13 protein-coding genes and 1 pseudogene are annotated in these 15,053 nt (G+C 71.8%); 8 read left to right on the forward strand and 6 right to left on the reverse strand.

Annotated features, from left to right (window positions below; genetic code table 11):
- Both CA984_RS07590 and CA984_RS07595 read left to right on the forward strand, forming a co-directional pair.
- Positions 1-674, forward strand: a pseudogene (locus tag CA984_RS07590) (ThiF family adenylyltransferase); the annotation flags it as partial.
- 64 nt (positions 675-738) lie between these two features.
- On the forward strand, positions 739-2,076 hold the full coding sequence (locus tag CA984_RS07595) for an ABC1 kinase family protein (RefSeq protein WP_086569695.1): 1,338 nt from the start codon (positions 739-741) through the stop codon (positions 2,074-2,076).
- Positions 2,077-2,290: 214 nt separating this feature from the next.
- On the opposite strand, the gene CA984_RS07600 is transcribed toward CA984_RS07595, so the two are convergent.
- The 5 genes from CA984_RS07600 to CA984_RS07620 all read right to left on the reverse strand — a co-directional run bounded on the left by CA984_RS07600 (position 2,291) and on the right by CA984_RS07620 (position 6,276).
- Complete coding sequence (locus tag CA984_RS07600; protein ID WP_165781151.1) at positions 2,291-2,446, reverse strand: hypothetical protein; 156 nt, start codon at positions 2,444-2,446, stop codon at positions 2,291-2,293.
- An 89-nt stretch (positions 2,447-2,535) separates the two neighbouring features.
- On the reverse strand, positions 2,536-2,805 hold the full coding sequence (locus CA984_RS07605) for a WhiB family transcriptional regulator (protein WP_012894732.1): 270 nt from the start codon (positions 2,803-2,805) through the stop codon (positions 2,536-2,538).
- A gap of 127 nt (positions 2,806-2,932) precedes the next feature.
- Positions 2,933-3,229 carry a hypothetical protein gene (locus tag CA984_RS07610; RefSeq protein WP_086569699.1) on the reverse strand — a complete coding sequence of 99 codons (297 nt, stop codon included), beginning with the start codon at positions 3,227-3,229 and terminating at the stop codon, positions 2,933-2,935.
- Positions 3,230-3,343: 114 nt separating this feature from the next.
- Positions 3,344-4,210, reverse strand: a complete 867-nt coding sequence (locus CA984_RS07615) for an acyl-CoA thioesterase (RefSeq protein WP_086569701.1) — start codon at positions 4,208-4,210, stop codon at positions 3,344-3,346.
- Complete coding sequence (locus tag CA984_RS07620) at positions 4,207-6,276, reverse strand: ATP-dependent DNA helicase UvrD2 (RefSeq protein ID WP_086569703.1); 2,070 nt, start codon at positions 6,274-6,276, stop codon at positions 4,207-4,209. The genes CA984_RS07615 and CA984_RS07620 overlap by 4 nt, the downstream gene beginning before the upstream one ends.
- 179 nt (positions 6,277-6,455) lie before the next feature.
- On the opposite strand from CA984_RS07620, the gene CA984_RS07625 reads away from it, so the two are divergent.
- Entirely contained in the window at positions 6,456-7,535 is a 1,080-nt protein-coding gene (locus tag CA984_RS07625; protein ID WP_086569705.1) for an alpha/beta hydrolase, read from the forward strand.
- Positions 7,536-7,733: 198 nt separating this feature from the next.
- Positions 7,734-7,970, forward strand: coding sequence for a mycoredoxin (locus CA984_RS07630; RefSeq protein ID WP_031171307.1), 237 nt, complete (start codon positions 7,734-7,736; stop codon positions 7,968-7,970).
- On the opposite strand, the gene nudC is transcribed toward CA984_RS07630, so the two are convergent.
- Positions 7,971-8,948 carry an NAD(+) diphosphatase gene (gene nudC / locus CA984_RS07635; RefSeq protein WP_086569707.1) on the reverse strand — a complete coding sequence of 326 codons (978 nt, stop codon included), beginning with the start codon at positions 8,946-8,948 and terminating at the stop codon, positions 7,971-7,973. It abuts the gene before it with no gap.
- A gap of 227 nt (positions 8,949-9,175) precedes the next feature.
- Between nudC and CA984_RS07640 the strand changes: the two genes are divergently transcribed.
- From CA984_RS07640 to CA984_RS07655, 4 genes are all read left to right on the forward strand, one after another.
- Complete coding sequence (locus tag CA984_RS07640) at positions 9,176-10,381, forward strand: ATP-grasp domain-containing protein (RefSeq protein ID WP_086569709.1); 1,206 nt, start codon at positions 9,176-9,178, stop codon at positions 10,379-10,381.
- Positions 10,378-12,096 carry an IucA/IucC family protein gene (locus tag CA984_RS07645; protein ID WP_086569711.1) on the forward strand — a complete coding sequence of 573 codons (1,719 nt, stop codon included), beginning with the start codon at positions 10,378-10,380 and terminating at the stop codon, positions 12,094-12,096. Before CA984_RS07640 ends, CA984_RS07645 begins: the two co-directional genes overlap by 4 nt.
- The gene (locus tag CA984_RS07650) at positions 12,093-13,718 is read left to right on the forward strand and encodes an IucA/IucC family protein (protein WP_086569713.1); all 1,626 of its coding nucleotides are present in this window, start codon (positions 12,093-12,095) and stop codon (positions 13,716-13,718) included. Before CA984_RS07645 ends, CA984_RS07650 begins: the two co-directional genes overlap by 4 nt.
- A gap of 101 nt (positions 13,719-13,819) precedes the next feature.
- Entirely contained in the window at positions 13,820-14,998 is a 1,179-nt protein-coding gene (locus tag CA984_RS07655) for an alanine racemase (RefSeq protein ID WP_242675800.1), read from the forward strand.
- Positions 14,999-15,053: the final 55 nt, after the last annotated feature.

Raw genomic sequence — 15,053 nt, forward strand, 5'->3', positions numbered from 1 at the left:
TCGTCGCCCTGCTCGCCGCCTCCGGAGTCGGCCGGCTCTGCGTCGTCGATCCCGGTACGGCCCGCCCCGGGGATGTCGTACCCGGCGGGCTGACCTGGGCCGAGGTGGGGATGAGCAGGCAGGACGGCGCGGTGGCGGTGGCCAGGGCCCTGGCGCCCGAGGTCACCGCGTGGACCGGTGACGGCGCGCCCCAGCTCGCCGACGGCGCCCGCCGGCCGGACCTGGCGATCCTCGCGCCGGTGGAGCCGCTGGACGGTCTGCTGGTCGGCGAGCTCGTCGCCTGGAAGGTTCCGCACCTGCTGGTGACCGCCTTCGAGGGCTCCGGATCGGTCGGTCCGATGGTGCTGCCGGGGCAGAGCACATGCCTGCAGTGTCTAGATTTGATTCGACGCGATCGCGACCCCGGCTGGCCGGTCGTCAGCGCCCGCCTGGGAGGCTTCCCCGCAGGGGAGATCGCCTGCGGCACGGTGATGTCGACGCTGGTCGCGGCGGTGGCGACCGGTCATGCGCTTGCTCTGTTGGACGGAGGTGAGCCAAGTGTGACCAACGGCACAATGGATGTATTGCCTGATTGGAGATGGAAGCGGCGATCCTGGAGTGTTCATCCACAATGTCGTTGCTTCCGAAACGACATGGGTTCGCTAACAATGGTCGCGTCGGCTACCTGCTGCTGATAGACACCACCCCGAAGGGAGGGAGCGGCGTCTCGCTGTACGGCGGACACGCCGCAAACCAAAGGTGAGTGACCTTCCGCGCCGCGCCGTTGCGCGCTCCGCCAAGCTGGCGGCCCTCCCTATCGGGTTCGCCGGCCGCACCGCTCTCGGGCTGGGAAAACGGATCGGGGGCAAGCCCGCAGAGATCGTCGCCCAGGAAATCCAGCAACGCACCGCCGAGCAGATCTTCAAGGTTCTGGGAGAGCTCAAGGGCGGGGCGATGAAGCTCGGCCAGGCATTGTCCATCTTCGAGGCCGCTCTGCCTTCGGAGGTCGCCGGGCCGTACCGCGCGACTCTGACCAAACTGCAGGACGCCGCTCCGCCGCTGCCTGCCGCCACCGTGCACAAGGTCCTCGTCGAGCAGCTGGGGGACGACTGGCGAGAGAACTTCCAGTCGTTCGAGGACAGGCCGACCGCCGCCGCGTCGATCGGGCAGGTGCACAAGGCCGTCTGGCACGACGGCCGGACGGTCGCGGTCAAGATCCAGTATCCGGGGGCGGGCAAGGCGCTGCTGTCCGACTTCACCCAGCTGGCCAGGCTCGGCAAGCTCTTCGGCGTGCTGCTGCCCGGCCTCGACATCAAAGCCGTGCTCAGCGAGCTGCGTGAGCGGGTGGTCGAGGAGCTCGACTATCTCCGCGAGGCCGAGGCCCAGCACGCCTTCGCGCTGGAGTACAAGGACGACCCCGACTTCCTGGTCCCGGACGTCATCGCCGCCAACGAGCAGGTGCTCGTCTCCGAGTGGGTGGACGGCACCCCGCTGTCGCGGATCATCACCGGCGGCACCAAGGAGGAGCGCGACCGCGCGGGGCTTCTCCTCGTCCGGTTCCTGTTCTCCTCTCCCGCCCGGGTCGGCATGCTGCACGCGGACCCCCACCCGGGAAACTTCCGGGTCCTGGAGGACGGACGGCTGTGCGTGCTCGACTTCGGCGCCGTCAACCGGCTGCCGGACGGCTACCCGTCGGTCTTCGGGAAGCTGACCCGCATCTTCAACAACGGTGACATGGCGACCGTTGTCCAGGGCCTGCGGGACGAGGGATTCATCCTCCCGCACATCGAGGTGGACATGGAGGCGTTGCGGGCCTTCCTCTCCCCCTACATCGAACCGACCGCGGTCGAGGAGTTCACCTTCAGCCGGGAGTGGCTGCAGCACCAGGCGGCCACGGTCACCGACCTACGCCCCGGCAACGTGGTGCGCCAGCTCAACCTGCCGGTGTCCTACGTTCTCATCCACCGGGTGCACGCGGCCGGGGTCGGGGTGCTCTGCCAGCTCGGCACCACCGCCCGCTTCCGCGAAGAGGTGATCCGCTGGGTTCCCGGTTTCACCGAGGAGGACCCCGAGGAGCACGCCGTCGCCGCGAGCTGAACCGGACGCGGGCCAGGCGAGCGCAGGAAGGCGGATACGGCCGACCACGGGTGACGGAGCGGACACATCCAGCCGGTCGGCAGGGCGGGGACGGTGATCGGCTGCGGCGGGAGGCAGCCGGCGCGGTGCGGATCGACATAGCACGGAGGGGTGGCCCGTTCGGACGGGCCACCCCTCTGTGTCATTCGTCTACCTCTCGGTGATCCTTATCGGATCAGGCGAGGCGCAGGAGCGCGTTGCGGAGGCGCGAGGACGCGCGCTCCGCATCACGACGGGCGCGTCGCAGGCGCACGATGCCCGAGACCAGACGCTGCTCCTCCGCCTCGCGGTGGAGCGTCCGTATTCGGTCCCGGACCAGTTCTTCATGCATAGACGGCATCTCAAGGCTCCGGGTGGCGAAGTAGGTCATTGGAAGTGGTCCTTTCAGGAACTTCGAGTTCTTGGTTGATCAGGTGGTGATCAGGCAGCGAGCGGAGTCTTGCGGGGACGTCCACGCGGACGCTTCCGCGGAACGACGGCTCCCCGAAGGATGAGTTCGCCGCCCCAGACGCCCCACGGCTCCTCGCGCTCGAGCGCGCGGGCCAGGCAGGCCTGCTGGATCGGGCAGCCTCCGCAGAGCGCCTTGGCGAACTCCACGTCCTCCGGAGACTCGGCGAACCAGAGGTCGGGGTCGGTACGACAGGGGATTGTGGCTTCGTCGATCAGGTCCATGACCGTCTGGGCCCCCATCTGTTTCACCTCTCTGTTAGGTGTTGATCTTTGTTTACCTCTGGCTGGGGGTCAGGAATGACGCGGACAAACAAGAAGGCCGCGGATCCTGGTTGCGGATCCGCGGCCTGAAGGCTCTCCCTCTCGGTCAGGTTATGACCGGAGGTTGCCCCCAGGGGTGCGGACCGCGCAGGCCACCGTTTCGGGCGTGCTTGGTCGGTGCGTAGCCGCCTGCATCGGGAACCGGGACGGCCAGGGCGCCCACCGCCGGGAAGGCGGTCAGGGCGGTCGTGTGGCCTGCCGGGATCTGGATGCGGACAGACTGCTCCTGCTGAAGCTGAGCGGCCGCGCCAACCGTGAGGAGGGTCCGGCTGCCGCAGGGCAGGATGGTGCTACGGCGCTCGAAAGTGAGCCCGATCTGGGCGGACATCATGTTGATCTTCACAGCGGACTCACCTCGATTCGTGGATCGTCGGACAGGACCGTCCGACTTGCTTGACCATGACCCTAAACCCGGGTCCCGGGGACGAGCAACATATTTTCTACCTGCAGTTTTACACTAACTCACGCGGATCATGGCCTCCTGCACCACCGACACCGCCAGTTCGCCGGAGCGGGTGAACATCTCGCCCCTCGCCAGCCCGCGCGCCGCCCCCGACCACGGCGACTCCTGGGCGTACAGCATCCAGTCGTCCACCCGGAAGGGGCGGTGGAACCACATCGCGTGGTCGAGCGAGGCCCCGGCGACGTTGGAGGCTCCCCAGGCCAGGCCGTGGGTGAGCAGCACGGTGTCCACCAGGGTGAAGTCCGAGGCGTAGGCGGCGAGCACCACGTGCAGCAGCGGGTCGTCGGGCAGCTCGGCGTCGTAGCGGAACCACACGTTCGTCTCCGAGCCGCGCAGCTCCGGGTCGCGGTGGGCCTCCCACGTCAGGGGGGTCACATACCTGGCGTCCACCGGGCGCGGCCTGGCCAGCCACTCCCGCCACGGCGAGTCCTCCCCCACGACCTCCAGCATCCGATCCTGGAACATGGGCAGGCTCTCCGGCGCGATCACGTCCGGCATAGCGGCGGCCTGGTGCTCGACGCCGGTCTCCATGACGTGGAAGGAGGCCGACATGGTGAATATCACCTTGCCGTGCTGGATGGCCGAGATCCGGCGGGTGGTGAAGGAGCGGCCGTCGCGGACCCGCTCGACGTTGTAGACGATCGGGATCGCCGGGTCGCCGGGCCGGATGAAATAGGCGTGCAGCGAGTGGACGTAGCGCTCCGGCGGCACCGTACGACCGGCCGCCACCAGCGCCTGGGCGGCCACCTGGCCGCCGAACACCCGCTGGATGCGCTCCTCGGGGCTACGGCCCCGGAAGATGTCAAGCTCGATCTGCTCCAGGTCGAGCAGGTCGAGCAGCTCCTTGAGCGCCTCGTTCACGCGTCCTCCGTCTGATCTTGGGCAGCGCGGCAGAGAGCGAACACCGCCTCGCCGTACCGGTCCAGTTTGACGCGTCCGATTCCGGTGATCGCCAGCAGGTCCTGTTCGGAGGTCGGCGCCCGCTCCGCGATCGCCTGCAGGGTGACGTCCGTGAAGATCACGTAGGTCGGGACCTTGGTCTCCTTGGCAACGCCGGTGCGCCAGGCCTTCAGACGCTCCAGCAGGGCCTCATCGTAGTCGGCCGGGCAGCCGGCGCACCTGCCGAGCTTCTGCTCGGCGGCGGCGACGAGGGTCTTGGCGCAGATGCGGCAGCTCACCGGCGCGGCGACGGCCCGGCGGTCCTTGGGGGCGGGCGAGGAGGCACGGCTCCGCTCGGCCGGGCGGCCCGTGAGGCCGTCGAGGAAACGGGAGGGTCTCCTGGAACGGCGTCCGCCCGGTGAGCGCGCCAGCGCCCACGACAGCGCCAGGTGGGCGCGGGCCCGGGTGATGCCGACGTAGAGGAGTCGGCGCTCCTCCTCGATCTGGTCGGGCGTCTCGGCGTAGATGATCGGCAGCATGCCGTCCGTGACGCCGACCAGGAAGACCGCGTCCCACTCCAGGCCCTTGGCGGCGTGCAGCGAGGCCAGCGTCACGCCCTCGACCGGCGGCGCGTGCTGCTCGCTGGCCCGGCGCTCCAGCTCCGCCACGAAGGCGGGCAGGTCCCCGCCCTCGGCGGCGAGGTCCTCGGCGAGGTCGGCCAGGGCCTTCAGCGACTCCCACTTCTCCCGGGCCTTGCCGCCTCCGGGCGCCTCGGGGGTCAGGCCGATGCCGGCGAGGATGTGGTGGACGGTGGGGGCCAGCTCGTCGTCGTCCGCCGCGGAGCGGGCCGCGCCACGCAGCAGCACGACGGCCTGGCGGACCTCGGGGCGCTCGAAGAAGCGGTCGGCGCCGCGCAGCAGGTAGGGGATGCCCGCCTTGGCGAAGGCCTGCTCGTAGACCTCGGACTGGGCGTTGACCCGGAACAGCACGGCGATCTCGCGGGTCGGCACGCCGCCGTCGGCGAGCTTCTTCACCGCGCGCGCCACCCCCTCGGCCTCGGCGGGCTCGTCGTCGTACTCGGCGAAGACGGGCTCGGGGCCGTCGGGGCGCTGGGCGATCAGGGCGAGCTTGTGCGGGGTCCTGGCCTTGTCGAGCACCCGGTTGGCCAGGGAGACCACCTGGGGGGTGGACCGGTAGTCGCGGACGAGCTTGATCACGGCGGCGGCGGGATGCTCGACCGAGAAGCCGGTCAGGTAGCGGGGGGTGGCGCCGGTGAAGGAGTAGATGGTCTGGTTGGGGTCACCGACCACGCACAGGTCGTCGCGTCCGCCGAGCCAGGTGTCGAGCAGCAGCTTCTGCAGGGGGTTGACGTCCTGGTATTCGTCCACGACGAAGTAGCGGTACTGCTGGCGGATCTGGGCGGCCACCTCGCGGTGCTCGGTCATCACGGCGGCGGTGAGTTCGAGGATGGTCTCGAAGTCGACCAGGTGCCGGTCGCGGCGGAGCGTCTCGTAGGCGTCGTAGAGCCGGAAGACCTCTTCGGCCGGGACCGGCGGGGTCCGGCCGGCTTTCCTGGCGGCCTCGGCGTAGTCCTCCGGGCCGACCTGGGTGACCTTGGCCCACTCGATCTCGGAGGCGATGTCCCGCAACTCGGAGCGGTCGGGGTTCTTCCGGATGGAACGGCAGGCGTCGATCAGCAGCGGGAGCTTCGACTCGATCACCCGGGGCGGGTCGCCGCCGATGACGCGCGGCCAGAAGTAGGTGAGCTGGCGCAGCGCGGCGGCGTGGAAGGTGCGTGCCTGCACCCCCGGGGTGCCGAGCTGCCGCAGGCGCTGCCTGAGCTCGCCCGCCGCGCGTGTGGTGAATGTCACGGCCAGCACGCTCTGGGCGTCGACCACCCCGCTCCGCACGGCGTGCGCGATGCGGTGGGTGATCGCCCGCGTCTTGCCGGTGCCCGCTCCCGCGAGCACGCAGACCGGACCCCGGACGGCCTGTGCCACCTCACGCTGCTCGGGATCCAGCCCCGCCAGAACGTCGTCGGGCTCCACGGAGACTCCTTCACACGCGATCAACGGGCCGGATGAAAACATCCTCCCAGTCAGTGGCCAAGCATCGCCCATTCTGGCAACATGCCGCCGTCAACCTATGTCGTTCGCCGAGATGCACAAACAAGGTCGTTTCCCCCACAATGGGGACTGAACTGTGCCCTGGGGGAAGGAAGATACCCGTGCGAACTGCGGTAACCGTGAGTGCGCTCGCCTTGGCGGCGCTGGTGATCGGACCCACCGCGGTGCACGCGTCTCCGGTGGCGTACGCGGCCTCGGCGGCCTCGCCGCCGGGCGCCGAGGCGACCGCGAAGGCCGCCTCCGTCACGGAGACCCGGGCCACCGCGGCGACCGCGAGGACCAGGGCCGCCGCGGGGCGCGCCGCCACGGCCAGGACCGCGTCCGCCGGGAAGGGCGACCCGACGCCCACTCCGACCCCCGTCCCGACGCCGTCGCCGACCTCGACGTCGGCCACCGACCCGCTGCTGCAGGACGTCTCCGTCGACACCGTCTCCTACGGCCCGCACGTCCGTCAGCGGATGGACGTCTGGCACCACGGCGACGGCGTCGGGCATCCGGGCGTCTTCCTGATCCATGGGGGCTGGTGGTCCTCCGGGGACAAGAAGTACATGACCGCGATCAGCCGGAGCTACGTCGAGCAGGGCTACACGGTCTTCAACATCAACTATCGCCTCTCCACCGACGCCGCCTGGCCCGCCCAGCGCACCGACACGCTCGACGCCATCGCGACCGCGCGCAGGCACGCCCTCCTGTGGGGCTTCGACCCGGCCAACTACGTGGTCGTCGGCTTCTCCGCCGGAGGCCACCTGGCCACCGCCGCCGGCACCTACAAGAACGGCGGGCTGCCCGGCCTGCGCGGCGTGGTCGGCGTCTCCCCGGTGATCTCACCGCTCACGGCCTACAACGAGGGCGCCGACACCATCGACGCCAACCAGCGCAAGCTGCGCGAGTCGGCCATCCGCCTGGCCGGGGGCTGCGAGCCGGACAAGTGCCCCAGGATCTGGAACAGCATGGAAGTGCCGTTGCACGCGAGCAGCGGTGACGTGCCCGTCCTGAGCGTGCACTCGCAGGACGAGTTCGTGCCGGCGGCGCACAGCATCCGGCTCCGCGACCGCCTGGCCCGCTTCGGCGTGGGCATGACGGTGCTGACCGAGCCGGGCGTCGAGCACAGCTCACCGCTCTACCGGCTGCCCGGCGTGGCCGAGACGGTGCACGCCTGGATCGCCGCCAAGCTGCTCTGACCGGCGGGAAGCCCGGCGTCTGACAGGCATCCGACCGGCGGGAAGCCCGGCGTCCGACCGGCATCTGGCCGGCATCCGACCGGCGGGAAGCCCGGCGTCCGGTCGGCGGGAAAGCCGGCGTCCGGCCGGCGGGAAGATGAACGGCTCTCACTTTGTTGCCAATGAGCGCCGAACATCACATGAGGGGATTTCCACAAAATGGCGCTGACTGTTTACACCACCACCTGGTGCGGCCCCTGCAAGCGGCTGAAGTCCCAGCTCACCCGGGAGGGCATCTCCTACCGGGAGATCGACATCGAGCGGAACCCCGACGCCGCGCAGTTCGTCATGAGCGTCAACAACGGTAACCAGACAGTGCCGACCGTGCTGTTCGACGACGGCACGGCCGTGACCAACCCCTCGGTGCGAGAGGTCAAGGCCCGTCTGAGCGTCTGATCACCAGTCGCTGGTCAGCGGTCCGCCGTACCAGGTCTCGATCAGCCTGCGAGCGATCGAGACCTCGGGCGGCAGGCGCACCTCGCCGCTCTCCAGGGCGGCCAGCAGCTCGGCGCGGCTGAACCAGCGCGCCTCGGTGATCTCCTCGAGATCGAGGACGAGCTCCGTCGACGTGGCGCGCGCGAAGAAGCCGAGCATCAGGCTGCGCGGGAACGGCCAGGGCTGGCTGCCCAGGTAACGGGGGTCGACGACGTGCACGCCGACCTCCTCGACCACCTCGCGCGCCACCGCGTGCTCCAGCGACTCGCCCGGCTCGACGAAACCGGCGAGCACCGACAGCCGCCCCTCGGGCCACTGCGGCCCCCGGGCGAGCAGGCACCGGTCCTCGTCGTCGTGGACCAGCATGATCACCGCCGGGTCGACGCGGGGGAAGTGCTGGCTGCCGTCGCTGGGGCAGACGCGCACGTGCCCGCCGGCCCGCACCTCGGTGTGGCTGCCGCACCGCGGGCAGAACTCGTGGGTGGAGTGCCACGCCTCCAGCGCGACCGCGTAGACCAGAAGGCCGGCGTCCAGGTCTCCAAGCAGCGACCCCACTTGGCGGAGCCCGGCGGCGACGGCCTGCCCCTCCCGCAACGCCGAGGGGGCGAGCGGGGCGACGATCCGGTTGAAGGAGTCGCCGTGGGTGACGCCCTCCAGCGAGGCCGACACGGCGAAGTAGGCGACGCCGTCGACGTCGACGCCGAGCAGGTAGCGCTCACCTTCGGGCGCCTCGGCCGTGGGCAGCAGCACCAGCGCCGCCTCGTCCCCGTCACGCCGGACCAGCGCCTGCCCGTCGTCGACGACCACGACCCGGCTCGCGCCGTCCGCCCATGCCCGCTTGAGCCACTCGGCGTCGCCGCGGAGCGCCGCCGAGCGGTCGATGGCGCTGCGCGCGAGCAGCAGCGGTCCCAGTAGTCCCTCTTGTGTGGTGATCTCCACGTCGTCCCGCCTCCCAGACCGATTGGACATCTTACGCCGCAGGACAGGGCCGATCTCGGGGTCCCCTCATCTCTCCGGATCCCTCGACCTGGACGGCGGGCGGCTCTGGACGAGGGACTCCCCGGACGAGATGTCCCCGAATCCGCGATCACGCCAGCGCGATGATCTCCACCCGGCTAAGATACAGCCGGTTAGGTTAGGCTTACCTGATATCGGGGGTCCCTGCATTGCGGCTGTACCTCACCGCGCTCAAACCGACCGACTCGGTCACGGACGGGTTCCTCCCGGCGGCACGCGCCCTGGGCTGCGACGTCACGATCCTGACCGACCGGCCGGAGCACCATCCGCACACGGGGACCGAGGTGCTCCGCTGCGACGTCCGCGACGCGCGAGCGGTGATCGACATCATCGCGCACCACCACACGCCGGACGCGGTTTTCTCCAACTCCGACCACATCCAGGCGGAGACCGCCCTCGCCGCCGCCTACTTCGGCCTGCCCGGCAAGGACTGGCGCGCCTGCGTCACCACCAAGAACAAGGCCCTCACCCGGCGCCGGCTGGCGGCGGCCGGGGTCGAGGCCGTCCGTTCGGTACGGCTGGCGCCGGGCGACCCGGTGCCGCCGGACCTGCCGTTCCCCGCTGTAGTCAAGCCGCGCGAGGGCGTGGCCAGCGAGGACGTCGTGCTGGTGGGGGACGCCGGCGAGCTCGCGGCGGCCGTACGGGCGATCCGGGACCGGCGGCCGGGCGAGACGCTGGTCGTGGAGGAGTATCTCGACGGTCCCCTGCACACGATGGAGACGCTCGGCGACGGGCGGAGCGTCCAGGTGCTCGGCGGCTTCCGGACCACGCTCGGGCCGCTGCCGTACTTCGTGGAGGAACGGCTCGACTGGGAGCCCCCTCCCGCGCGCGACCATGTGCTGCGGGCTCTGGAGGCGCTGGGGGTGGGGTTCGGGGCCTGCCACACCGAATACGTGATGACGCCCGCCGGACCGCGGATCGTCGAGGTCAACTACCGGGTGATCGGCGACAACTGCGACTTCCTGGTCGGCAGCCTGTTGGACGTCCCGCTGTTCGAGCRCATCCTCGGCGTCCATCTGGGATGGGGGCTGCCCGGCCCGCGCCACGCCGGCGGGGACGGGCACGGCACCCACCCCGGACGGGCGCCGGGCGGCCCCGGGCCGCACGGGACCGTGCTCAGCCTGGTGGCGGACCGGCCGGGGACCGTGGTGAGCGCCCCCGGCGCGGTCGCGCCGGGGGCGGACGACCCGGTCCGGCTCTGGCACCGGCCGCTACGCGCCGTCGGCGACCGGATCGAGCTGACCAACACCAACCGCGACTATCTGGGCATCGTCCGCGCGATCGGCCCCGACCGGGCCCACGTGGACGCGGCCGTGGCGGCCTTCACCGCCGAGAGTCCATGGGTGATCGCATGATCGGCGGACGCGCCCCGGGAGGGCGGGAGCCGTACCTGTCGGCCCGTGTCCTGAACGCGCTGCTGCGCGAGGACTACGGCGGCCTGGCCGGGCGGGTGACGCGGAGCAAGGACGGCGTCGCGCTGCTGCTGCCCGGGGGGCGCAGGGTACGGCTGACGCCGGGTTCGCTGTTCCAGGACTTCGTAGTGGCCCCGGAGGAGGCGCTCCGCCTGGAGGAGGTCCTGAGCGCCCTCAGGGAGATCTCCGACCCGGCCGACGCCGCCGGGATCGAGGCCTTCACCCGCGAGTGCCACGAGGCGCTGCGCGCCCTCGGCCTCCACGACGCCCGCCGCGACGAGGTGCTCGCCCGGCTGGACCGTGACWCCCTCACCGCCCGCCCGGAGCACGGCGCCCTCCTCCCCTCCCGTCCGGACCACGGCTCCCCCCGGCCCGGACACGACGTCCCCGCAGCCTCCCGGACCCGCGGGCGGCTCGGCGCGGTGCGCTACGAGACGCTGGCGGCCTCCGTCGACCATCCGGTCTACCCGACGGCGCGCTGCCGGGCGGGCCTGTCGGACGAGGAGCTGACGGCCTACGCGCCGGAGTTCGCGCCCGTCTTCGCGCTGCGCTGGGCGGCCGTGCCCCGGGAGCGGGCGGCCGGGGCGGCGATGCCGTTCGCGCCGGACTTTCCGGCGGCCGGGCTGCCCCGGGAGCTCGCCGGGACGCACGTGCTGTTCCCGGTGCATCCGCTGACGGTCCCGGCGGTCGAGCGGATCCCCTGGGCGGTCATGGGGCCCGAGCCGTACCTGGAGGTCAGGCCCACGCTGTCGATGCGCACGGTCGTGATCGACCCGGCCACGCACCTGAAGCTGCCACTGGCCACCAGCACGCTCGGGCTGCGCAACCGCAGGTCGATCAGGCCGGACACGCTGGCCGACGGGGCGCGGGCCGAACGGCTGCTGCGCGAGATGCCCGACCCGGGGGTGCTCCTCGCCGACGAGCAGACCTACGGCCACGCGGGCCACGAGTATCTGGGCTGGCTCGTCCGCCGCCTCCCGCCGGGTGAGATCGTCACGGTGGCCGCGCTGCCCGCCCCCCTGCCGGGCGGCGGGCTGGTCATGGAGGAGATCGCCGGGCGGTGGTACGGCGGGGACGTGACGCGGCTGCTCACCGACTACCTGCGGCTGCTGTTCGGTTTCCACGTGCGCCTGTTCGTCCGGTACGGCACGGCGCTGGAGGCCCACCAGCAGAACCTCTCGCTGGTGCTGGGGGACGGTCCCGCCAGGCTGCTGGTCAAGGACAACGACGGGCTGCTGACCTCGCCGGACCGGTTGCGCGCGGCCGGAATCGCGGTGCCGGGCTTCGCCGACGCGCGGATGCTGACCGACGACCCGCACGCGCTCGCCGACGTGTTCGTGACCATCACCCTGCACCTGGCGGCGGCGGCGGTGACGTTCGGCGCGCTGCCGTCGCCGCAGGCCTCCCGGCTGGTCCGCGACGCGCTCCGGGAGGCACTGGCCGAGCACGGGGACGACCCGATGGCCAGGCTGCTGCGGGCCAGGACCCTCGACGCCGCCCGGCTCGTCGGCAAATCGATGATCACCGCCGGGACCCTGGTGGACAAGGCGCGGACCGGGGCGCGCGACGTGAACAAGTTCTACGGCACCAGCGGTCCCAACTACCTGCGCCAGCCACCTCAGGCCCTCCAGAACGTGATCATGCGAAGGACGCCATGACCAGCCTCGCACTCGACTCCTCTCCAGCCGCCGTCGCCGAGGAGGCGTCGCTGGCGGCACTGCTGCGGTGCTGCGTCAGGGAGGTGGCCGGACCGCGCGGGCAGGTCTGGCCCGCCGAGCCGTACGTGCTGCTGCGCGTCGCCGGCACCCTGCTGCGGGTCCGGACGCACGGCGGGCTCGCGCTGCGGTTCGAGGGACCGCCCGAGTGGCTGGAACGCGGCTGCTGGCAGCCGCTCTCCGTGGACCTGCTCGTCCGGCTCGTCGAGGCCGAGCTCGGGGGGAGCAACGAGGAGTTCGCGGCGCAGGTGGAGGCGAGCCGCACCGCCATGGCGACGCTGCTCTCGGCCCGCCGGGACGCCGCGCCGCCGGCGGATCCGTGGCTGGCCTCCGAGCAGGGGCTGGTGTTCGGGCATCCGTTCCACCCCAGCCCGAAGGCGCGCGGCGGCGCCGACTGGCTGCGCTACGCCCCTGAGGCGCACGCCGGCTTCCCGCTGCGGCTGCTCGGCGTCCGCGACGACGTGCTGGCCGAGGCGGGCGACACCGGCGCGCTGGACGGGCTCGGCCCGGCGCCGCACGGCTACACGCCGCTGCCCGCGCATCCGTGGCAGCTCGACCTGCTCGCGGCGGAACTCGCCGCCCCGCTGGCCGACGGGCGGTTGATCGACCTGGGGCACGGCTCCCGGACGGCGGTCCCCACCTCGTCGGTCCGCACGGTCTACGAGCCGCGGATCGACCGGTGCCTGAAGTTCAGCCTGGACGTGCGGATCACCAACTGCGTCAGGAAGAACTCCTGGTACGAGCTGGCGGGCGCGGTCGAGCTGACCCGGCGCCTGGGACCGGTGTTCGAGGACCTGGCGGCCAGGTTTCCGGGCACCCGCTGGCTCCCCGAACCCGGCTACCGCTCCGCCGATCTGGGCCCCCGGCTCCTGGAGGGGCTGGGCGTGATCATCCGTACGAGCCCGTGGTCGGTCTGCCGCCCGGGGGTGACCCCCCTGCTGAGCGGAGCGCTGGCGGCGGCGTCCCCGCGCGGGTCATGCCGTTCCTGGCCGGTGGCCCCCCTGCCGAGCGGAGCGCCGGCCGTCCCGGGCGACCCTCCGGCCGAGCCCGTGCGCTGGTGGCGCGCCTACGTGGAGCGGGTCGCGCTACCGGTGCTCGACGCGTACCTGAGCCACGGCGTGGTGCTGGAGCCTCACCTGCAGAACGTCCTGATCGGCGTGGACGAGGCGGGGCTGCCCGTGGAGGCGGTCTTCCGCGACATGGAGGGCACCAAGCTCGTCGCCGGCCGCCACGACCTCTCCGGCCTGCCGGAGCGGGTCGCCGAGGCCCTCACCTACGACGCGGCCGGCGGCTGGGACCGGGTGGTCTACTGCCTGATGGTCAACCACCTCGCCGAGATCGCCGCCTCCCTCGCCGGGCCCGGGTCCACGCGGGAGCTGTGGGCGGCGGCCGGGGAGGTGCTGGCCGGCTACGCCGACTCGGTGGGGTGGCCGCAGCCGCTGTCCGACCTGCTGGCCGGGGCGCCGCTGCCCGCCAAGGCCAACCTCTCGGTCCGCTGGGCCCGCTCGGCCGACCGCTCGGCCGGATACGTACCGGTGGCCAACCCGCTGGCGGTGCTCGCGTGACCCCGGACGGTGTGTTCTCAGACGGCTCGATCCCGGACGGCGTGTTCTCAGACAGCTCGATCCCGGACGGTGTGTTCTCAGACGGCTCGATCCCGGACGGTGTGCTCACGGACAGCTCGATCCCGGACGGTGTGCTCACGGACGGCTCGATCCTGAATGGGCCGGCACCGGACAGACCGCCTCTGGACAGGCCGGTTCCCGACGAACCGCTCGCGGCCGGCCGGCTGCCGGACGGGCTGACACCGGACGACCTGCCCGCCTACGTCTACGACCTGGCCTCCCTCGACGAGCACGCGGCGGCCGTACGGGCCGCGCTGCCGGGCATCGAGCTGTACTACGCAGTGAAGGCCAACCCCGACCCGGAGCTGCTGCGGGTGCTCGCGCGGCACGTGGACGGCTTCGAGGTCTCCTCGGGCGGGGAGCTGGCGCACGTGCGCGGGCTGTTCCCCGGCGCCCGCGTGGCCCTCGGCGGCCCGGGGAAGACCGACGCGGAGCTCTTCGGCGCCGTCACCCGGCTGCACGTGGAGAGCCCCGGCGAGCTGCGCCGCCTGCTGGCGTCGGGACGCCGCGCCGACGTGCTGCTCCGGGTCAACCTCGACGTTCCCGTGGCCGGGGCGTCGCTGGCCATGGGCGGCGGCGCGACCCCGTTCGGCATGGACCCCGGCGGGATCGCCGAGTGCGTGACGCTCCTGTCCGGCCAGGAAGCGGTACGGCTGCGCGGCATCCACGCCCACCTGGCCAGCGGGCTGGCGGCGCCCGCGCTGCTGGAGCTGGCGGCGGCCGTGCTGGAGTACGCGCGCGGGCTGGGCGTCACCGAGATCAACCTCGGCGGCGGCATGGCGGTGTCGTACACCGACCCGGACGCGCGATTCGACTGGCGCTCGTACGGCGAGGGCCTGGCGGGGCTGCGCCGTCCCGGCGAGGTGCTGCGGATCGAGCCGGGACGGGCGCTGACCGTCTACTGCGGGCGGTACGTGACCCGGGTGATCGACGTCAAGCGGGTCCACGGCGAACTGTTCGCGGTGGTCGCCGGGGGCACCCACCACCTGCGCACGCCTGCCACCAAGGGCCACTCCCAGCCCCTGGCCGCGCTGCCGCCGGGCGAGCCGGTCACCATTGTCGGCCAGCTCTGCACGCCCAAGGACGTCCTGGCCCACCGGATGCCGGTGCGCCTGGCCGTGGGGGACATCGTGGAGTTCACCATGGCCGGCGCCTACGCCTGGAACATCTCCCACCACGACTTCCTGATGCACCCGAAACCCGGCTTCCACTACGGGTGAGCGACCGCATGCGTCTTGTGGGAACACATGTGGTCTTGTGGGAACACGTGGCCGC

This window comes from Streptosporangium minutum, from assembly GCF_002149035.1.
Lineage (GTDB): Bacteria > Actinomycetota > Actinomycetes > Streptosporangiales > Streptosporangiaceae > Streptosporangium > Streptosporangium minutum.

Bases quoted from the DNA above. Each gene is read 5' to 3' on its own strand.
- CA984_RS07600 (WP_165781151.1), bottom strand. From the start codon at position 2,446: ATGCATGAAGAACTGGTCCGGGACCGAATACGGACGCTCCACCGCGAG.
- CA984_RS07605 (WP_012894732.1), bottom strand. From the start codon at position 2,805: ATGGGGGCCCAGACGGTCATGGACCTGATCGACGAAGCCACAATCCCC.
- CA984_RS07630 (WP_031171307.1), top strand. From the start codon at position 7,734: ATGGCGCTGACTGTTTACACCACCACCTGGTGCGGCCCCTGCAAGCGG.
- CA984_RS07650 (WP_086569713.1), top strand. From the start codon at position 12,093: ATGACCAGCCTCGCACTCGACTCCTCTCCAGCCGCCGTCGCCGAGGAG.